General features: G+C 55.3%; 16 protein-coding genes and 1 pseudogene. 7 read left to right on the forward strand and 10 right to left on the reverse strand.

The window, feature by feature from the left end:
* Window positions 1-281 precede the first annotated feature (281 nt).
* The 5 genes from SOJ49_RS16370 to SOJ49_RS16390 all read left to right on the forward strand — a co-directional run bounded on the left by SOJ49_RS16370 (window position 282) and on the right by SOJ49_RS16390 (window position 7,278).
* The gene (locus SOJ49_RS16370) at window positions 282-1,271 is read left to right on the forward strand and encodes a glutathione S-transferase family protein (RefSeq protein WP_369855565.1); all 990 of its coding nucleotides are present in this window, start codon (window positions 282-284) and stop codon (window positions 1,269-1,271) included.
* 214 nt (window positions 1,272-1,485) lie between these two features.
* Window positions 1,486-2,715, forward strand: a complete 1,230-nt coding sequence (locus SOJ49_RS16375; RefSeq protein ID WP_369855566.1) for a TolC family protein — start codon at window positions 1,486-1,488, stop codon at window positions 2,713-2,715.
* The gene (locus tag SOJ49_RS16380; RefSeq protein WP_369855567.1) at window positions 2,712-3,878 is read left to right on the forward strand and encodes an efflux RND transporter periplasmic adaptor subunit; all 1,167 of its coding nucleotides are present in this window, start codon (window positions 2,712-2,714) and stop codon (window positions 3,876-3,878) included. Before SOJ49_RS16375 ends, SOJ49_RS16380 begins: the two co-directional genes overlap by 4 nt.
* On the forward strand, window positions 3,878-6,931 hold the full coding sequence (locus tag SOJ49_RS16385) for an efflux RND transporter permease subunit (protein ID WP_369855568.1): 3,054 nt from the start codon (window positions 3,878-3,880) through the stop codon (window positions 6,929-6,931). The genes SOJ49_RS16380 and SOJ49_RS16385 overlap by 1 nt, the downstream gene beginning before the upstream one ends.
* Window positions 6,928-7,278, forward strand: a complete 351-nt coding sequence (locus SOJ49_RS16390; RefSeq protein WP_369855569.1) for a DUF3240 family protein — start codon at window positions 6,928-6,930, stop codon at window positions 7,276-7,278. The genes SOJ49_RS16385 and SOJ49_RS16390 overlap by 4 nt, the downstream gene beginning before the upstream one ends.
* Here the strand turns inward: SOJ49_RS16390 and SOJ49_RS16395 are convergent.
* The 10 genes from SOJ49_RS16395 to SOJ49_RS16440 form a co-directional block, all read right to left on the reverse strand.
* Entirely contained in the window at window positions 7,272-8,597 is a 1,326-nt protein-coding gene (locus tag SOJ49_RS16395; RefSeq protein WP_369855570.1) for an ATP-binding protein, read from the reverse strand. The two genes, SOJ49_RS16390 and SOJ49_RS16395, sit on opposite strands and share 7 nt — an antisense overlap.
* A complete protein-coding gene (locus SOJ49_RS16400) occupies window positions 8,597-9,265 on the reverse strand; it encodes a response regulator (RefSeq protein WP_369855571.1) in 669 nt (222 codons plus the stop codon). The genes SOJ49_RS16395 and SOJ49_RS16400 overlap by 1 nt, the downstream gene beginning before the upstream one ends.
* 181 nt (window positions 9,266-9,446) lie before the next feature.
* On the reverse strand, window positions 9,447-10,598 hold the full coding sequence (locus SOJ49_RS16405; protein WP_369855572.1) for a ComEA family DNA-binding protein: 1,152 nt from the start codon (window positions 10,596-10,598) through the stop codon (window positions 9,447-9,449).
* Between the two features lie 288 nt (window positions 10,599-10,886).
* Window positions 10,887-11,840 (reverse strand): RluA family pseudouridine synthase, encoded by a 954-nt coding sequence (locus tag SOJ49_RS16410; RefSeq protein ID WP_369855573.1) that lies wholly within the window; start codon window positions 11,838-11,840, stop codon window positions 10,887-10,889.
* An 83-nt stretch (window positions 11,841-11,923) separates the two neighbouring features.
* The gene (locus SOJ49_RS16415) at window positions 11,924-12,388 is read right to left on the reverse strand and encodes an NfeD family protein (RefSeq protein ID WP_369855574.1); all 465 of its coding nucleotides are present in this window, start codon (window positions 12,386-12,388) and stop codon (window positions 11,924-11,926) included.
* Window positions 12,389-12,457: 69 nt separating this feature from the next.
* The gene (locus SOJ49_RS16420) at window positions 12,458-13,015 is read right to left on the reverse strand and encodes a nucleoside 2-deoxyribosyltransferase (protein WP_369855575.1); all 558 of its coding nucleotides are present in this window, start codon (window positions 13,013-13,015) and stop codon (window positions 12,458-12,460) included.
* 165 nt (window positions 13,016-13,180) lie between these two features.
* On the reverse strand, window positions 13,181-14,116 hold the full coding sequence (locus SOJ49_RS16425) for an SPFH domain-containing protein (protein WP_369855576.1): 936 nt from the start codon (window positions 14,114-14,116) through the stop codon (window positions 13,181-13,183).
* 283 nt (window positions 14,117-14,399) lie between these two features.
* Window positions 14,400-16,046 (reverse strand): alkaline phosphatase, encoded by a 1,647-nt coding sequence (locus SOJ49_RS16430; protein WP_369855577.1) that lies wholly within the window; start codon window positions 16,044-16,046, stop codon window positions 14,400-14,402.
* Window positions 16,047-16,187: 141 nt separating this feature from the next.
* The gene (locus SOJ49_RS16435) at window positions 16,188-16,637 is read right to left on the reverse strand and encodes a DUF6691 family protein (RefSeq protein WP_369855578.1); all 450 of its coding nucleotides are present in this window, start codon (window positions 16,635-16,637) and stop codon (window positions 16,188-16,190) included.
* A gap of 17 nt (window positions 16,638-16,654) precedes the next feature.
* The gene (locus SOJ49_RS16440) at window positions 16,655-17,092 is read right to left on the reverse strand and encodes a YeeE/YedE family protein (RefSeq protein ID WP_369855579.1); all 438 of its coding nucleotides are present in this window, start codon (window positions 17,090-17,092) and stop codon (window positions 16,655-16,657) included.
* A gap of 39 nt (window positions 17,093-17,131) precedes the next feature.
* Here SOJ49_RS16440 and SOJ49_RS16445 point away from each other — a divergent pair.
* Together SOJ49_RS16445 and SOJ49_RS16450 are read left to right on the forward strand one after the other, a co-directional pair.
* A pseudogene (locus SOJ49_RS16445) lies at window positions 17,132-17,293 on the forward strand (transposase); the annotation flags it as partial.
* Window positions 17,294-17,524: 231 nt separating this feature from the next.
* Window positions 17,525-18,898, forward strand: coding sequence for a M17 family metallopeptidase (locus tag SOJ49_RS16450; protein WP_369855580.1), 1,374 nt, complete (start codon window positions 17,525-17,527; stop codon window positions 18,896-18,898).
* Window positions 18,899-19,162: the final 264 nt, after the last annotated feature.

The following is a 19,162-nucleotide window of genomic DNA, read 5'->3' on the forward strand; positions in this document are numbered from 1 at the left end:
TCATACTCAGGGTTATACCGAATTGTTTAGACCTCAACCTCTCCCTCGGAGAGGCCTGTTGGCGTGTTGTACGCCTTTCCGCTGCCCTTGATGGCAGCGGTTTTTTCCTGCTGCTGCCTGCCAGCTCCCCGCTATGACATCGACGACAACGGCAAACGCCGCACCGACAGCCAATACCTTTCGAGCAAACCGAATCTGCCAGCTTAATATTTGCGCTTTTTTCGAATTCTCCCTGCGCTAGACTGACTGCTTACCCAATCAGGACTGAATCGGAGAACAACATGGGTCTACTGATCAACGGCCAGTGGCAAGACCAGTGGTACGACACCGAGAAAACCGGTGGTGCCTTCCAACGCGAAGACGCCCAGTTACGCAACTGGGTAACCGCTACCGGTGCAGCAGGCCCCAATGGCGTTGGCGGTTTCAAGGCAGAATCCGGCCGCTATCATTTGTACGTTTCGCTGGCCTGCCCCTGGGCTCACCGCACCCTGATCTTCCGTCAACTGAAGCAACTGCAAGCTCATATTGACGTGTCCATCGTGTCACCCGACATGCTGTCTAACGGCTGGGAGTTTGATACCAACCACCCGGACAAGAAATTTCGCAGCAACGGCGACATCCTGTTTGGCTCAACCTGCATGCACCAGATTTATACCCGCCACAAAGCGAACTACTCCGGTCGGGTAACGGTGCCGGTACTGTGGGACAAGCAACAGAATTGCATCGTCAGCAATGAGTCATCAGAAATTATTCGTATGATGAATTCGGCTTTTAACGACCTGACCGGCAATACCGATGACTATTATCCCGCTGACCTGCGTCGCCAGATCGATGGCATTAACGAGCTGGTTTATCACAAGATCAACAATGGCGTGTACAAATCCGGCTTCGCCACCGCCGCCGACAAGTACGAAGCGGCGGTTAGCGACCTCTTTGATGCCCTCGATAGCGTAGAAGCCATCATTGCCCGACAAGATTTTCTGGTCGCCGATGCCTCTGGACGCGGGGTATTAACCGAAGCCGACTGGCGTCTGTTTACCACGCTGGTGCGTTTTGATGCGGTGTACGTGGGCCACTTCAAATGCAATATCCGCCGTATTGCCGATTACCCGGCACTGTCGGACTATTTGCAGCGGCTGTATCAGCACCCCGGTATTGCCGCGACCGTCAACATCGATCATATCAAGCGCCACTACTACTACAGCCACGACACCATCAATCCAACCCGGATTGTACCGGTCGGCCCGCGACTGGCATTTTTGCAAGACTGACAGCACACCGCTCAATACCGCGCAATGACGGCTAATACCTTCCGGGAGGCCGTGCCGCCGTACTCGCAACAGTGGTGATCGAGTCCTTCATTATCGACGTGCGGGGCATCGATACCCCGGACGCCGCCATTCGATAACCGCTAACATTCAACACATTCAGTTTCGGTTCAGCCTTTGGCTCTAAGCTCCTGCGATCAATAAAGGAGATAGCGCCATGACCGGGCAAACCCAACCCGTTGCTGTGCCTGTACGTCCAGTCAGATCCTGGGCCAGGCAGCATTATTTATGCCTGCTGATATTCACGGCTGCCAGCCAAACTCAGGCTGGCCCTTCATTTTCCGCCGCTCTGGAAGCCAGTTGGCAATCCACACCGGAGCAGCAGGCGCTGGAAACCGCCCAATCCCTGCAGCAACAACGTCGGCCAGACTGGCTAGTGGAAACCCCGGCACTGGCCATCGATTATACCCAGGGCGATCACGCCGCAGCGATCAGCGAAGAATGGCAAGTCAGCCTGAACGCAACGCTGAGCAAACCAGGGCAGTATCAGACCCGCAGCCAACTCAGTCAGACCGCCGCCCAGCTGATCACCAGCGAACGGAATTATCAGCGTTGGCTCTGGTCAGGCCGCTTACAAAGCTGGTGGTGGCAGAGACAACAGCTGTCACTGCAACAGCAGCGTAACCACAATCGTCTGACGGCGATGACCCAACAACTCGACTGGCTGCAATTACTGGTCAGCCAGGGCGAACGCCCGGCCGCAGACCGGCTGCCGCTACAACAAGCCTTGCAACAGCTAAAGGCAAGCCAACTGACGCTGCAAGGCCAGCAACAGGATCTTACCCTGCAATTTCGCCAATGGACGGGACAAGATCAGTTACCCGACGACTGGCACTTTGTTCCCGTAACGGCACAGCCACTGGAACAACACCCCTTGTTACGCTTTCAGGTCGAACAACGTCAGCAAGCCCTGTTGAATCAGACACTCAGTCGTCAGCAAGCGCTGACGCCGACGGTATCCCTGGGAATCAAACACCTGGCGGCCATCAACGATACGCCCGGCAGTGAACTACTGATGCTCGGTATCAGCCTGCCGTTAGGCAATGCTGGTTACCAGAACCAACGCACGCAGTTAAGCACCCTTGTTCAGCAACAACGGGCCGAACGGGATGTGCGCCAACAACTGCAACGCCAGCAACAGGTATTGGCCAGCCAATTGCCACAACTGGCTGTTCGGGTAGAAGAACTGGCACAACTCAGTGACGATGCCAGCCAGCAGTACGACGCCCAATATCAGGCTTGGCGTCAGGGGCAGCTATCGGGACTGGAATGGTTACAGGTGCAAAACAGCATCTGGCAACTGCAGCAACAGGCCGACGATGCCCGTCTTGCCTACCAACAAGCCATCAGCGACTGGAACCAACTTCAGGGTGAGATACCGCAATGACGTTTTTGAATGCCTCAAGCCACACCCCAGTAACCCGCACCTCTGTAACCCGCACCCCTGTAACCCCCACAGTAGCTAAACGCCAGCACCGGCTCGGCATGCTGCCACTGGGCGCCTTGCTGGGGACACTCTTCATCGCCACCAGTCAGGCCGATGTGCTGCCACTGGATCGCTCGGAACAGCAGCGTCTTGGCGTCGAATTCAGCACCCTGACGACTCTTGCCCAGCTGCCACTGGCGGTCTTGCCGGGCAGTACTGCCGTCAGTGAACACCAGCGTCAGCAACTGATGATGCCGTTCGAGGCCCGTGTCGAACAGTGGTTACAGGCCCCAGGTCAGCATATCGATGCCGGTCAGCCACTGTTGCAACTGCACAGCCATGAAACACTGGCCTTTCTGCAGAGCCACCAGCGTTTGCTGCAAAATACTCGCCTGTGTCACCAACGACTGACGTACCTGAAAGACCGTCAGAACAGTGGTCTCAGCTCGCGCCTGGATGTCGAAGAAAAATCCCTCGAGTGCCAGCAACTGGACGATAACGTCAGCAGCAACCAGCAGGTACTGGCCCACTTGCCAGCGGACTGGCATAACACCCATGAGGCTGAATTTACCCTCAAGTCCAGCAGCGCCGGCTGGCTGATGACCCTCTATCAACAGCCAGGCCAGATCGCCAACCCGGCCGATGGTCTGGCAGAGTTCTGGCCCGATAGCGCCCTGGCGATTCTGGTTGAAATGCCTGCCCATCTGGCCAGCCAGCTACAGCCGGGCCAGTCACTGAACGTCCAGGACAGCCATACAACGGTGTCGCAGGCGGCCAGGGTGTTGCGAATCGAACAGCGGATCAGCGTCACCGGCCAGTACCGGGTCTGGTTGCAACTGACCGAGGGCAAGCCGATTCCCGGACAGCGCTGGCAAGTCACCATTCCATCGTCACAGACCGGCTGGACAGTACCCGCCGCCGCCCGCGTACGCGCCAATGGCCAGTCCTGGGTATTTCTAAAACAAGGTGACCAGGTCGAGCCAGTAGCCATCGTGCCGATCGCTGAAGGCGCTGGGCAGTTACTGCTCACCCCGGCCGATTTGCCCGCAGAGCCAACGCTGGCGATCAGAGGCACTGCCGCGTTGATGTCCTATTGGCAAGCCAGCAGCGAGGGAGATGAATAATGCTGTCGCACTGGATTCAAACGGTTCTGGTACAGCGGGTACTGATTCTGGTGATCAGTCTCGGCGTACTGGCGGCGGGCGTGATCAGCTATCAAAACCTGCGGATTGATGCCTTCCCGGAAATATCGCCTACCCAGGTAAAGATCATTATCAAGGCACCCGGTTTGCCACCGGAAGAACTTGAGACACGGGTTACCCGCAAGATCGAAGTGGAGCTGCTCGGTATCCCGAACCAATCGATCCTGCGCTCCGTGGTGAAGTACGGTCTGACCGACATTACCGTCGATTTTGCCGAAGGCACGGATATTTACTGGGCGCGCCAACAGGTATCCGAACGGCTGGCGGCCGTCTGGCCGGAACTGCCTGCTGACATCAGTGGCGGCATCGCCCCCATGAGTACGCCCCTCGGCGAGCTGTATATGTTTACCCTCGACGGGCCACAATCGCTGGCCGAAAAACGCCGTATTCTCGACTGGCAAATCCGGCCGCTGTTACGCACCGTACCCGGTGTGGCAGACATCAACGCCCTCGGTGGCAAGGTAGAAGCCTGGGCGGTTATCCCGGATATGATGGCACTGGCGCGGGCTGGCCTGACCCTGGCCGAGCTGCAGCAATTTCTGCAACAGAACAACCGGAATGATGGTGCCGGACGCCTGGAAGACGGCGAAGAAGCCATCATTGTCAGCAGCACCGGGCGTATTACCACGCTTGAGGATCTGGCCAACCGCGTGGTGGTGTATCGTGATGCCAGCCCGATTCGCCTCAATGACGTAGCCGACGTCCGGCTCGACAGTCTGACCCGCTACGGCGGAGTCACCGACAGCGGCAAGGGAGAAACGGTTGAGGCGCTGGTCGTGGCGTTAAAAAATGCCAATGCCCAGCAAGTCATTAGCGGTGTACGCGAGGCACTCGACAGCCTCAATCTGCCTGCCGGAATGGAGATCCGGGTGTTTTACGACCGCAGCAACCTGATTGAACGCGCCGTTGGTACCGTGACCGAAGCCTTGTGGATTGCGGTGGCGCTGGTGATCCTATTACTCGGACTGTTTATCGGTAATGTACGTACGGCATTGGTGGTCGCCGTCAACCTGCCCATGTCTGCGCTGATGACCTTTATCATCATGGACAAACTCGGTATGAGCGCCAACCTGATGAGTCTTGGCGGGCTGGCGATCGCCATCGGCATGCTGGTCGACGGCTCCGTCGTCGTGGTCGAAAACACCGTCACCCGCTTGCAGGCAAACAATCATGCCTTGCCACGCCTGCATGTAATCTTTCGGGCGATTCACGAAGTGTCTGTCCCCATCGTCTCGGGCACGCTGATTATTCTGCTGGTGTTCTCGCCGCTGGTGACCCTGCAAGGACTGGAAGGCAAATTGTTTGCGCCCGTGGCGCTGACCATTATGTTTGCCCTGGCCAGCAGTCTGGTGGTGTCGATGACCTTGATTCCGGTACTGACAACCTGGCTGATTCAGGCCGACAAGGTCACCACGCCAAGCTGGGTCAACTGCTTGCAAGCGGCCTACCGTCGTTCGCTCGAACGGACGTTAGCCAAGCCATTACCGATGCTGATCGGCCTGGCGCTGGCGGTGGTCGCCAGCGTGCTGGCCTTTACCCAGACCGGCAAGGCCTTTATGCCGGAAATGGACGAAGGTGACCTGATTGTACAGCTGGAAAAAATCCCCACCATCAATCTGGAAGCATCGTTGGCGATTGATCTGCAGGTGGAAAAAGCCTTGCTGGCAGCGGTGCCGGACATCCAGCGCATTATCGCTCGCGCCGGTTCCGACGACCTGGGTATGGATCCGATGGGTCTCAACGAAACCGATATGTTTTTGCAGCTCAAGCCTGAGGAACAATGGCAGGCAGGCAGCAAAAGTGAGCTGCGGGAGCAGATCCGGGCCATTCTGGAACAGTTCCCCGGTTTAAATTATGGCTTTACCCAGCCGATTGATATGCGGGTATCGGAGATGATTTCCGGCTCGCGGGGCGATCTCGCCATCAAACTGTTTGGTACCGACCTGCAACAGCTGCAATCCGTGTCCGAGCAAATTGCGACGCTGATGAAAACCCTGCCCGGTACGGCAGAAGTCATGCTTAATCAAGCCGATGGCATGCACTACCTGACCGTTGCTCCAGATGCGACCCGGATCCTGCAGCTGGGACTGACGGTGAGTGCCGTACAAAACGCCTTGCGGGCAGCCCTTGAAGGTATTCGTGCAGGGGACGTGGTGTACCCGGATCGGCAGCTACCGCTGGTGCTCAGACACTCACGCCCGGTACAAATCAGTGCCCTGTTGAACGAACACTGGCTGGTCACCGCCTCCGGTGACACCGTACCGCTGGCGGAACTGGTCAACGCCAGTGAAACGCCAGGGCCAGTACTGGTGAAACGGGAAAACGGCCAGCGCTTTGCCGTCGTCACCGTCAATGTCGAGGGCGTGGCACTGAGCGACTATGTCGCCGCCGCACAACAGGCGGTCAGCAAGAATATCGACCTGCCTGGTGGCTACCATCTGAACTGGGGGGGTGAGTTTGAAAACCAGCAACGGGCCAACGCCCGCCTTGCCATTATGGTGCCGGTGGCCATCGCACTGGTGTTGCTGGTGCTGTTTACCACCTTCGGCCGTATCAACGAGGCGCTGCTGATTCTGTGTAATATTCCTTTTGCCCTGATAGGCGGTGTGCTGGCACTCTGGATCAGTGGCGAATATTTGTCGGTGCCCGCTTCAATCGGTTTTATTGCATTATTGGGTGTGGCAGTGATGAACGGCGTAGTATTGGTTGACCAGTTCCGGCATTTGCAGGCACTGGGACAACGGGGTCTGGAGATGATTCTGGCAGGTGCCGCCGGACGACTGCGACCGGTACTGATGACCGCCAGTACCGGTGCGGTTGGTTTGCTGCCGTTACTGTTTGCCACCGGGCCAGGCAGTGAAATCCAGAAGCCACTGGCTATCGTTGTGATCGGCGGGCTGGTGACCTCGACGCTACTGACCTTGTATGTATTACCGCTGCTTTATCGCCGCTTCATTCTGGAGGCAGACAAATGAACACTACCGATACCGGTACTTCTCCGGTCACTCTCAATAATTCGTCACTGACCCTGCTCACCCTGTCACTGCCACCCAGGCAAGCCGATGCCATTACCGACTGGCTGCTGGAGCAGGGCCTGCCCGGATTCAGTTCCTGGACCGGCTGGGGCCATAGCAATCGCATCGGTCATCTGTCGATCAGTGAGCAGATTCAGGGTAAACAGAACCGTACCTTTGTCAGCCTGCACCTGAGCGATAGCCAGTGTCGTGAAGTGATTGAAAACCTGCATCTGGCTTTTAGCGGTTTTGATATTCACTACTGGGTGGAAGCGCTGCTTGCCAGTGGCAGCCTGAACAGTCAGTAGTCCGGATTTAATGGCAACGACAGACACACTCGCAAACCGGCGTCAGGGCCGTTTTCAAACAGGATACGGCCCTGATACTGTTCGACAATATCTGCCACAATCGCCAACCCCAGTCCGTAACCTGCACCACTTTCATCACCCCGAACACCAGGCTGGTGCAAGCCCGCCAGTTTCTCCGGATCCACACCAGGGCCATCGTCGGCCACCAGCAGATGAATCTGTCCATCCTGTTGCTGTGTGGCTTCGATAGCGACGCTAGCAACCGCCCACTTACAGGCGTTGTCGACCAGATTCCCCATCAGCTCAAACATATCTTCCCGATCACCAGGAAATGGCAGCGTCGCAGGTAACTGCTGGCGGATGACCACCCCAGGATACAGTTTGGCCATACTCAGACAGAGTTGCCGTATCAGTTCAGCCAGATCGATCTGTGGTGCCCGGCTCATCAAGCCCGCGATTCTGGCCCGCTTCATTTCGTTATCGATCATCTGGTTCATGCGTTCAATCTGCTGCAGCGAGGTTTGCCAGTCGCCCTCTGGCTGCGACAACGCAACATCATGCAAACGATTGTTCAACACCGCCAGCGGCGTCTTCAGCGAGTGTGACAGATTGCCACTGGCCATACGGGCACGCAGCAAACGCTCACGGGTACGTTCCCCAAGCCGGTTGATTTCATCCACCAGTGGCTCCAGCTCCTGCATATCCGGGGCATCCAGATGGTCACGCTCCTGCCGCGCCAGCTGACGCAGTTGCTGCTGCACCTGATTGAAGGGCAACAAGGCATTATTGAGCATGCGCCGTTGCCAGATAAAAATAGCCGCCATCACCAGACCCAGTAACACCATCAAGGTTAAAAAAGCTCGGGTAAACACCGCCAGAATAGGACGAAAATCCTCGGCAATCTGAATCACCACCTGGTGATTGTGCACCATCAGCGTCTGAGTCATCACGTACAGGCTTTGCTCTGGCACAGCTTGCTGCCAGCTCCATGACAGACTGCCTTCCCGGCTTTCCATCCGCAGCGCCAGAGTTCCCAGTGATGGCGACTTCAGTTGCTGGCCATTCCACATCACCTGGTAATAATGGCCGGATTGCGGCATTACAAAAATGGGCGGTAGTATGTGTTCATCAATATCCATGGTGTCGCGGTGCCAATGGATTTCCTGCAACAGCAAATCGCTGTCGTGTTCCAGCCGGGTTTTGAAATAGTCGGTCGCCGACACCAGCAGGGCAATCGCCGCAGCCGTGGTAACCAGCACCATCAGTACCAGCTGACCGCCCAACAGGGAACGAAACAGGCGTGCCGCTAAGGACCACATCAGCGATCTCCCATCAGGTAGCCCTGGCCACGAAAGGTACGGATGCGTTCCTGCCCAATTTTTTTGCGCAATCGGCGGATATAGACTTCCACCAGATTTTCATTTTTTTCTTCCTGCCAGTCGTAGGTGGCATCCAGCAATTGCTGCTTGGAGACAATTTGTCCGGCTTTTTGCATCAGCAATCTCAGCATGGCGAATTCGGTTACAGTCAGGCTTTCACACACACCCATCCCGTTCGAGACCTGTTGTTTGGTTTCATCCAGTGTCAGACCATCCACGACCAGACGGGTTTGTCCCTGCTGCTCCACCCGGCGTCGTAACGCTTCCAGCCGCGCCAACAGCTCTTCACTCTGGAACGGTTTACCCAGGTAATCGTCGGCTCCGGCATTCAGCCCATCCACCCGTTCCTGCCAACTGTTACGAGCGGTCAGAATCAGTACCGGGGTGGTGATGCCCTGACTGCGCCAACAGGTCAGTACTTCCAGACCCGACAGGTACGGCAACCCCAAGTCGAGCACCACACAACCGATCACATCAAGATGATCTGGCAAATAGCGGGCGGCCCAGTCACCACGATCCAGTTGTTCGACACCATAACCGGCTCCGGTGAGGTAACGACCAATATCCCGGCTCAGCTGGGGATCGTCTTCAACCAATAGAATATTCAACAGTGACCTCTGTCCGACAGTTGTTGCCAGCCCTGTCACGCAGTGATTCAGGCGGGGGAAACAGCAATAGCGACTATCATACAGCAGGGCGTTATGGCGGCCAGCCAGATAGCAAAACGCCTGCAGCAAGCAGGCGTTGAGGTGAGCCACTCACAAGGCATCTGCCTTGCCGATACAGCACTCACAGAGAGACCAACAGCTCAATTTTCTTGAGTGTCCGAACTCCCATGCCCTTAACCGTGACCAGTTCATCCATCGTTTTGAATGGGCGCTCTGCCACCAGGCTTTGGGCCAGCTTTTTGGAAATACCGCCGACAGCAGCCAGTTCGGCTTCGGTAGCGGTATTAATATTTACGCGGACTAATTTTTTTTTTAGGGCTGCAATCTTATCAGCAGCAGCTTTTTCAGCAGTGGCTTTTTCGGCAGCGGCTTTTTCAGCAGCGGCTTTTTCAGCAGCGGCTTTTTCAGCAGCGGCTTTTTCGGCAGCGGTTTTCTCAGCGGCGACTTTTTCGGCAGCGGCTTTTTCGGCAGCGGCTTTTTCGGCAACGGCTTTCTCAGCAGCGGCTTTTTCGGCAGCGGCTTTTTCGGCAGCGGCTTTCTCAGCAGCGGCTTTTTCGGCAGCGGCTTTTTCGGCAACGGCTTTCTCAGCAGCGGCTTTTTCGGCAGCGGTTTTCTCAGCGGCGGCTTTTTCGGCAGCGGTTTTCTCAGCGGCGACTTTTTCAGCCAAGGCGGCCTCTTTCTCTTCCACCACGTTTGCAACGACTTTTGCGGCAACCGCTTCCTTAACAACGTCTGCTTCTTTTTCAACGTCTGCTGCTTTTTCAACGTCTGCAACGGCTGCATCTTCAGCAACGGCTGCTTCACGTGGTTCGCCAAATGCTACTTCTATTACCTGACCAACCGCTGCCGCGCTATCATCGGCAACGATACTTTCACCGGCAACGACGTAGGGCAAATCAAACTGAACCACATCACGCGTGACAAAATCATCCAGATCCCATTCGCGCACTAGCAGTACCAGATTCCACTCACCCATAGACGGTTCGACAAAAATCAGGTCATATTGACAGTTTTCCAGATAACACTGACCAAACAGTTCACCAATACTGGTGGCGGCCAATTGTTCACCCTGATCAAGAGAGCCGTTATATCGCTGTGGCAAAGCCCACAGTTCAAGATTCAAGGTACCGCTGATGTTATCCGCAAAACGGTCGCTGGCAATACCATCGATATTCAGATAAATACGGCCTTGATCAATATTGAAGGCGGTATTACCAATGAAGTAGATGGGCTGTTCAGCCTGTGTGACTGCGTTGATTTCTGGCACAATCATAGTCCTTCCTGATAATTAACGTTATTTTTCAAGCTGTACGCCTGGTAAGGGGACTCCCTTGCAGAGGAACTATACGTCCACTTTGTCAGCTTTTAAAATTAAATTTGGGTGACTATAGGTCGCACCAGAAAAGCGCAAAAACTCGCCTCAAAAAAGGGATTTGTTCTATATAAATAATGGCCACCCCTCCTGTCAGGAAATATATATTCATAAAAAATATGAAAAAATACGCCAATATAATGATCTATTCATTTGGAAAGTATTTATTCAATAATCATCAAATATTCATCAATTTCTGGCAGCCAGCCAATCCCGCACCCAGGTTGGCCACTCATTGGATAACTGGTCATCTTGCACGTGAAACTGCTGACCATAGGCGCTTAATTCAACCTGCCAGGCGTGCAGCAGATGATGGGAAGCACCCAATTCAGCGATTTCCTCCGAGGTTAACGCCTGTTGCAGGCGCTGAAGATAAAAACGACCGCCGTGGGCGTAAATCTTGTCTGCCACAATAGGGTGCCCCAACGCGGCCAGTTGTGCCCGCAGCTGATGTTTGCGACCCGTTTTCAATTCGCATTGAACCAGTGTCAGCCCATCCTTTGCTGCCAGACACTGAAACAGTGTGCGACTGAGTTTGGCAGAACCGGACAGCAACGGCTGATGCTGTTCGGGGTCAACCACGTACATCTGACAACGAATGGCGCTGTCTTGCCGCTCTGCCAGATGACATTCAAAATCGAGCTGCTGCCAATCCGGCTTGCCATACACCAGCGCCAGATAAGATTTACGCTGCAGCAGGGTGTTAAACCGTTTTTTCCAGCGTTTGTCGGCGGCAGAATGTTTCGCCAACAGAAGGATGCCTGATGTCTCCGCATCCAGCCGGTGTAACAGGTGGGCGTTGGTCGCCGGACTTTGGCGGCGTACCAGATTGATCAGGGTGTTGTAGAGATTGCGGGTGGTACGTGACACCGGTAAACCGGGCGGTTTGTGCACCGCCATCAATTCGTTACTTTGCCACAGTAATTGCCATTGGGTGTCGGCCTTGCCTTCCCGATGCTGTGGCAACCAGAAGGCAAATTCCTGCCCCGCTAGCAACGGTATCGAGGCGTCCTGACAGCAGTGCTCATCAATGTGTATCCAGCCATTGTTGAGGGATGCCTCAAACGACAGCCCGTCTCGTCGCTCACACCAGTATTGCCAGAGGGTGGCCAGAGGCTGATCCTCGAACAGCTGTCCAGTCAACCAGAACCCGTCCCTTTCAACTGATGCTCCGTCAACTGATGCTCCGTCAACCGTCCCGCCAAGTAATCGCATGTCGGGCAATATCAAGAATCCTGCTCCAGTGCCTCAACCCATAACACCCCTACATCCGCCCGTAACACCTTGACGGTGGTTCCGGCAGTGAGCGGTTGCTGGCTTTTGAGTTTCCACTCAACACCGGAATAACGATGGATGGCCTTACCGCTGATATCGACGTCCTGCTCCAGTACAAAAGCATCGCGGGCAAAGTCGCTATTGATCGGTGTTGGTTGTCGCTCGTCCTGCAGCCGTTTTAATGGCTTCCACAGCGCCAGTGCCAGGCCACAAGTAATCAATGCGTTACTCCATAATGCTGCGGTCAGGGTTTCCGGCAAGATACCAACCAGCATCAGCAAACCAGATAGCACCAACGACAGCCCGAGGAAAAACAATACGATGGAAGCAAACCCCAGAATCGCAACTTCAATAATCAGTGCCAGAATACCGGCCACCAGCAATGATTGGGGCAGATGTGACAACAGGTAGCTCATAGCGAGTTTCCTTACAATTAGGTGATGGAGCAGAAAGAAGCATACGCCGGTGCCCCGACAACGGCCCTGTCAGACCAGTGTCTGGAGCAAGCGTTCAAACGCCGTCAGATCCGTATAGCGGTCGTTAACCGAGGCATTGTGGCTGATAAATAGGCCACCGGCCTGACGGATGCCGCCTTCGATCATCAGGTTATCGTGCAACCCGAATTCTTCAATTTTCAAACCATCCCGATCACGGATATCTCCCACTGGGCCAGGCTCACCCGTTATCCCAAACTGGGCCCAGGTACGGTTTGCAAACGGGGTCGGATCGTTACTGTAACCCATCAGCTGTTTGCCCAACCCTCGGGCAAAACCCAATTCATAAACGGTACCCACATCTGCGCTGGGGCCACGGAATGGCGTCAGGTTGGCGATGACCCTATCGGCCTGACGGATCAGCGCTTCATTGCCACGACTGATGGCCCACGCCAGTTCCGTGGTATCACCCGCCTCCAGTTCCGCATCGAGTGGAAATAACCCGGTAAACCCGTAGCGTTGGCAAAGGGCTTTTTTGGCGGCTCCCAGTGCAACGGCATTGGGCAGAAAGACTTCTGGCCCGGCAAGATAAATTACCGCAGTCGTCATAACGAGTCCGAGTGGCGATGGTGTCGGCAAAGAGCGTTCAGGGCAAGTGTCATGGGCGGATTTTCAACGATGATAATGGAACGAACATGGGGGTAAGAACGGTAAGAACGGCGCTATCCCGTATTGGGGTATAACGCCGACTTCCCTGTCGCAGCCAGATGTTATCTAACCCTTGTTCAAGGTACTGATAATCGAGGTCGCCATGGCCACCATGCTGCTGGCATCGGTACCGCTGTCTGGCAGCAAGACGACGGAAGATTCCTTGGCAATCGCGTGTTTGGCTTCAATCGCCTTGGAGGCCAGTTCCAGCTGAATGGCTTTCTGACCATCGTCGGTATTGGCAATATCCCCGACCATTTTTAATGCCAGTGCTTTCGCCTTGGCGACGGCAACAATGGCCTGCGCCTCACCTTCTGCCTTCAATACCTGCTCCGCCTTGTCGGCTTCTGCTGCCAGTACCCGTGACTGTTTCTGACCTTCTGCGACGTTAATGGCAGACTGGCGATCACCTTCCGATTCCAGAATCTGGGCGCGTTTGACCCGCTCGGCTTTCATCTGGGCTTCCATCGATTGCATCACCGATTGCGGCGGCACGATGTCTTTGATTTCGTAGCGCAGCACCTGGATTCCCCAGGGTTCGGCGGCTTCGTTAATCGAGGTGACAATATTGATGTTCAGCAGGTTGCGCTCTTCAAAGGTGCGGTCGAGTTCCATCTTGCCCAACTCGGAACGCATGGTGGTTTGTGCCAGCTGAGTTACGGCGAACACGTAGTTATCAACACCGTAGGTCGCCTTGTAAGGATCCAGTACCCGGAAATACAACACGCCATCAACACTCAGGGTAATGTTGTCACGGGTAATGGCCGACTGGCTGGGTACATCCTGGGCCTGTTCCTTGAGGCTGCGATCCGCCGCAATCCGGTCGATAAAGGGCACAATAAAGTTGAGACCGGCTTCTTTGGTGGAGTGGTATTTGCCAAATCGTTCAATCAGCCAGGCGCGGTTTTGCGGTACAAATTTAATGCTGCTACGCACCAGTACCAGCACAAACACCAGCGCAACGGCTTCGACCGAAAACAGCAGGGAGATAATTGAATCCATGATAGGTCATCCTGTATGGGAAGTAGGATCATTCTGAAGCTGCAATGTGTCTGATTCGCTACCTTGGTGCAAGCGAAGCGGTTGCCGTCAGAGCAGGATGTCACTAAAGAACCGCTTGCAGAACCCTGGTGCCTGTCGTGCGCAGGGCTGTTCTACTGCGGAAAAGCTGGATTTGGCTCTTTTCTGAGCGAATGGTTGTTACGTTAAATAAGAGTGATAAATGGGCATTTTGAGTCGATTATTAACACCCTAATGTCGAGCGCTGTAATTGATAGACGTACCCTTAAAGCGATGGACGTTCGGTATGAGCTGCCAGTACGCCTTCCAGCCGACTGCTGTATTGCTGTTTCCAGTCGCGCAGAAAGGCCAGATCGTCGGCGAATGCCGGTGCCAGTGGTGCCGACGCCTTGGCCTGGCTCAAACCGGCAGCGGGCCGCAGCTGGCTACTGCCTGGCTGCACCTGCAAGGCACGCAAGCACTCGGTGCTGTAGCGATGGGTATCGATGTTATCGACCACCCACCACTCGGCTTGCAGGCGCTCGTGGGTGATATCCAGCACCACGTAGCCACGAAAGTAGAAATCAACAAAATTCAGGTGTGGTAACAGGGCTTCCAGGGAGGCTCCAGCCATCTGCGCCTGGGGGTAACTTTCAATGCCCGGCGAGGTAACTGCCGGTGTCACAAACTCGACCCCGAGCGGCTTGCCTGGATCATCAGCGAACGGATCCTGATACAGCTCAAGTGCCCAGGATGAGTGAATATCGCCGGTGAGGACAACCCAGTTATCGACATTCGCCCGACTGACGGCATCAAACAGTCGTTGACGCGCCGCCGGGTAGCCATCCCACTGGTCGTAATTGAAGGGCATATCATTGGTGCCTAATTGGGCAACCATGACCTGCTGGCCACTCAGTTTCCAGGTGACGCCCTGTTGCTGGGCATTGGCGAGGTTGCTGTATAACCATTCTTCCTGCTGATAGCCCAACAGCGTGCGTCCGCTCAGGTTACGCTCTTCCATCGTTGCCGCCTGGGCATCGCGCCCGGCCAGACGGGTATCCAGCATGGTCAGATCGACCAGATCACCAAAGCGGAAGCTGCGATAAATACCCATATCCGGCCGGGACGGCTCACGAATCGGCATCCACTCCAGATAGGCCTGCACCGCACCACTCAGGCGTAAGCGCCAGTCACCTTCACTGGCGGTATCGTGATTGTCTGCGCCGCCCACCCAGGCGTTGTTGGCCACTTCATGATCATCCCAGATCACCAGAAATGGATGCTGACGGTGAACTTCCTGCAAATCCTTGTCCTGCTTGTAACAGGCATGGCGCTGACGATAGTCCTTCAGCGATTGGGTCTCATGCAGCGGCGTATTAATGCGCCCGGTGCGCGCGCAGTCTTCCAGATCGGCGTATTCGTAGATGTAGTCGCCCAGGTGCAGAATCGCATCCAGATCTGCACGTTTGGCCAGCTCCCGGTAGACGTTAAAGTAGCCTTTGGCAAAGTTGGAGCAGGAGGTATACGCAATCCGCAAATGCGTTACCGAGCCTTCTGGCAATGTCCGGGTTCGACCCACATCGGAGTAATGGCCATCGGCTTCAAAGGCATAATAGTAGGTGGTGGCCGGGAGCAGGCCTTCGGCATCCACCTTGACAGTGAAATCACGGCTGGCATCGGTGAAGCCGATTCCCTGGTTCACCACCTGTTGTAACTGTGGGTCGGTGGTGATCAGCCAGCGATAGGAGATACCGAAGGTACTGTCGAGCGGAGTAATCCGAGTCCACAGCAACACCCGGTCGGTGAGCGGATCGCCACTGGCGATACCATGCTGGAACGGATAGCGCATACGGTCGCTACCCGGCTTGATTGCTGGTGCAAACAGGCTGGTACCGGCACTGTCCAACAGGAATTCCCGGCGAGTCAGAGGCATGCTGTATCCGCAACTAATAACATAAGCCGGGATTAAGCCGTTAGCCCATGACAGTCCGGTTGCCGGGGGTTGAAGTTAGTATTGCAGTTTAGCGTCAGTTAGATGACAGCGGCAGCACCACGATTAGCGCCGCTTTAAACGTTACGGCTTTGCAGCTGGCGTCGCAGCAGGGCCAAAAAAATAATGGGCGATGCGATTGCCCAGCAGCAGCGCAACCAGAAATATCCAGACATTGCCATTCAGGCTGAACATGTCTACCAGCGCCGGGCCAGGGCACAAACCAACCAGACCCCAGCCGACACCAAACAGGGTCGCCCCGGTTACTAACCGCCCGCTAACGCCAGCCAGTGTCGGGTAATGAAAACGCTCGGCAAACCAAGGCCGACGGCAACGCTTGCTGCTGAAGTAAAGCAGGGCAAACACCGGAATGGCGCTGCCCATCACTGCAATCAAGGCCGGCTGCCAATGGCCAAAAAGATCCAGGAAACCGCGTACTTTTTCCGGGTTGTGCATGCCAGCGACAATCAAACCAATACCGAATACCAGCCCACACACCAATGCTAATACTGCAGCAGCGAAAACGGTCGGCACGCTATTACGTCCTGAAATCATAACGCATCGCCTTCCATAAACAGGTTCAAGGCCGACATCAGCGCCACCGTGAGAATACCTGCCGTCATAAATATCAGCGTCGCCACCATCGACCGTACCGATAGCCGCCCGATGCCACAAACGCCATGGCCACTGGTACAGCCATTGCCAATATAAGTGCCTATCCCCACCAGCAACCCCGCCGCTATCAGTAACAACGGACTGTCGGTAATCACAATGGCATCTGCCTCAAAGCCAATGATCACCAACACCGGCCAGGCCAGAATCAGGCCAAGGAAAAACCACAACGACCAATAACGTCGCTCTTGTCCCGGTCGAGCCAGTAAAAACAGGCTCGATATCACCCCCGTCATACCGCTGATACGGCCATGGCCAAGCCACAATAAACCGGCCGCCAGACCAATCAATGTTCCACCCGTCAATTCTGCTACCATTGCCTACGCCTTTTGATTTTGGCGGCATATTACCCCAGCCTGACACTTCTGAAACACATCTACGCGCTATCGGATGAACACTGCATCGCCCACTGGGTAGAAAACCCCTACTGGCAGCACTTCTGCGACGAGCAGTATTTCCAACATCGACCGCCGATTGATCCCACCACGTTCGGGCGTTCGACCGAGGGTACCGGGGAGCGCAACACGACAGTCGTATAGCCGCCGTCGATGTCTGCATATCAGCGAGGCAAAGTGCAAATGGCCTACCCAACGGCTGCTAACGAGGCTGTAAAAAAGTATTTTCGAAAGGCATTTCCTCGCCATATCCAAAATGGCTACCACAATGCTCCAACCTACATCACAGCCCTCGAATTCCCGTCCGATACTGGTTAGTCTGGCAAGGACGTTTATTGTTTACAGGTTGTTGCCATGTCGATTGTTGCTTCGCTCTCCTCCCTTGCTCCAGAGCACACCACTACACCACTCACCTTGCTGGCCAAATCAGAGCTCGAACCCTGGTTACTACAGCAACCGGCTGCCAAAGCCTGGCTCGATGCCAGCCATTACAGCGGCAGTGGTACAACACTGATTCCGCAAGCCAATGGGCGTGGCTATCAGGCATTGTACGTCTGTGAATCGCTGGATGAGCCGTTTGCTTGCGGTGATTTGTCCGCCAGTTTGCCAGCAACCGACTACGTCCTGACCGAAGTAGCCAGCGCAGAACGTCTGCTCAATATTGCCTTTGGCTGGGGTGTGGGTGCCTACCGCTTTACCCGCTATAAGGAAAACACCAAACCGCAAGCCCGACTACTGCTGGATGATGACACATTGGTCGATAAGGCCAACCAGCACATTGATGCCATCACGCTGGTACGCGACTTGGTGAACACCCCGGCACAAGACATGATGCCAGCCCAGCTATCTGAGGTTACCCGTGCACTGGCAACCGAGTTTGGTGCCCGCTTTGAAGAGGTTGTTGGTGATGACTTACTGACACACAACTACCCGATGATTCATGCTGTCGGGCGCGCCAGTGTGCACTCACCCCGGCTGCTCGACCTGCGCTGGGGCCAGCCAGAAGCGCCGCGCATTACCCTCGTCGGTAAAGGTGTGTGTTTCGACAGTGGTGGCCTGAATCTCAAGCCTGGCAACTATATGCGGCAGATGAAAAAAGACATGGGAGGTGCCGCCCATGTGCTGGGCCTTGCGCGACTGATCATGGCATCCAACCTCAATATTAACTTGCGGGTGCTAATTCCGGCCGTCGAGAATGCTGTCAGTGGTAATGCCTTCCGCCCCGGCGATGTCTTGCTCACCCGCAAGGGCCTGACGGTTGAAATCGACAATACTGATGCGGAAGGCCGTTTGGTGTTGTGTGATGCCCTGGCAGAAGCTGAGTCGGAACAGCCGGAATTGATTATCGACTTCGCCACCCTGACCGGTGCCTGTCGGGTGGCGCTGGGCACCGAATTGCCTGGCTTTTTTTGCAACAATCGACGGGTTGCTCTGGCGCTTGCTGAAGCGGGAGAAGCTGCCGCTGAACCGGTGTGGCAATTACCTCTGCATAAGCCTTATTTTGAATTTATGAAGAGTGATATTGCCGATCTGGTGAACGGAGCCGCCAGCCCTTATGGCGGTGCCATTACCGCCGCGCTGTATCTGGAGGCCTTTATCGACACCACGCCCTGGGTTCATTTCGACATTATGGCCTGGAATCTGCGCAAGTTGCCTGGTCGTCCGGTCGGTGGTGAGGCTATGGGAGTACGCGCCGTTTATCAATATCTGAGCGACTGCTATTCTTGATACTGGTTGAAGTGGGTGATCGGAGCGGGCAATCTGCCCGCTACACACCTCAGACCCAAGCGTTACCACCGCGCAGTTGTGTTGTTTACGCCCTCAAAAGGAGCAGCTGACATCCCCGTTGCTTCCTGTCATGGCACGCGTTCCACAGCACACGACATTTAGGCATAAGCGGGTCAGTGCCTCGCCGAGACCATACAGACTTTCTGCCAATCCAAAAACCGCCGCTATTCAAGCAGTTACCCCTTATATCCCACATTGGTCATA

Origin of the sequence: Candidatus Thalassolituus haligoni (assembly GCF_041222825.1) — a bacterium.
Classification (GTDB): Bacteria; Pseudomonadota; Gammaproteobacteria; order Pseudomonadales; family Oceanobacteraceae; genus Oceanobacter; species Oceanobacter antarcticus.

What these genes read in the sequence shown, in the direction of transcription:
- SOJ49_RS16430 (WP_369855577.1), bottom strand. Translation starts at nt 16,046, where the DNA reads ATGCCTCTGACTCGCCGGGAATTCCTGTTGGACAGTGCCGGTACCAGC.
- SOJ49_RS16415 (WP_369855574.1), bottom strand. Translation starts at nt 12,388, where the DNA reads ATGAGCTACCTGTTGTCACATCTGCCCCAATCATTGCTGGTGGCCGGT.
- SOJ49_RS16420 (WP_369855575.1), bottom strand. Translation starts at nt 13,015, where the DNA reads ATGACGACTGCGGTAATTTATCTTGCCGGGCCAGAAGTCTTTCTGCCC.
- SOJ49_RS16450 (WP_369855580.1), top strand. Translation starts at nt 17,525, where the DNA reads ATGTCGATTGTTGCTTCGCTCTCCTCCCTTGCTCCAGAGCACACCACT.
- SOJ49_RS16380 (WP_369855567.1), top strand. Translation starts at nt 2,712, where the DNA reads ATGACGTTTTTGAATGCCTCAAGCCACACCCCAGTAACCCGCACCTCT.
- SOJ49_RS16385 (WP_369855568.1), top strand. Translation starts at nt 3,878, where the DNA reads ATGCTGTCGCACTGGATTCAAACGGTTCTGGTACAGCGGGTACTGATT.
- SOJ49_RS16375 (WP_369855566.1), top strand. Translation starts at nt 1,486, where the DNA reads ATGACCGGGCAAACCCAACCCGTTGCTGTGCCTGTACGTCCAGTCAGA.
- SOJ49_RS16390 (WP_369855569.1), top strand. Translation starts at nt 6,928, where the DNA reads ATGAACACTACCGATACCGGTACTTCTCCGGTCACTCTCAATAATTCG.
- SOJ49_RS16440 (WP_369855579.1), bottom strand. Translation starts at nt 17,092, where the DNA reads ATGGTAGCAGAATTGACGGGTGGAACATTGATTGGTCTGGCGGCCGGT.
- SOJ49_RS16425 (WP_369855576.1), bottom strand. Translation starts at nt 14,116, where the DNA reads ATGGATTCAATTATCTCCCTGCTGTTTTCGGTCGAAGCCGTTGCGCTG.
- SOJ49_RS16395 (WP_369855570.1), bottom strand. Translation starts at nt 8,597, where the DNA reads ATGTGGTCCTTAGCGGCACGCCTGTTTCGTTCCCTGTTGGGCGGTCAG.
- SOJ49_RS16370 (WP_369855565.1), top strand. Translation starts at nt 282, where the DNA reads ATGGGTCTACTGATCAACGGCCAGTGGCAAGACCAGTGGTACGACACC.
- SOJ49_RS16405 (WP_369855572.1), bottom strand. Translation starts at nt 10,598, where the DNA reads ATGATTGTGCCAGAAATCAACGCAGTCACACAGGCTGAACAGCCCATC.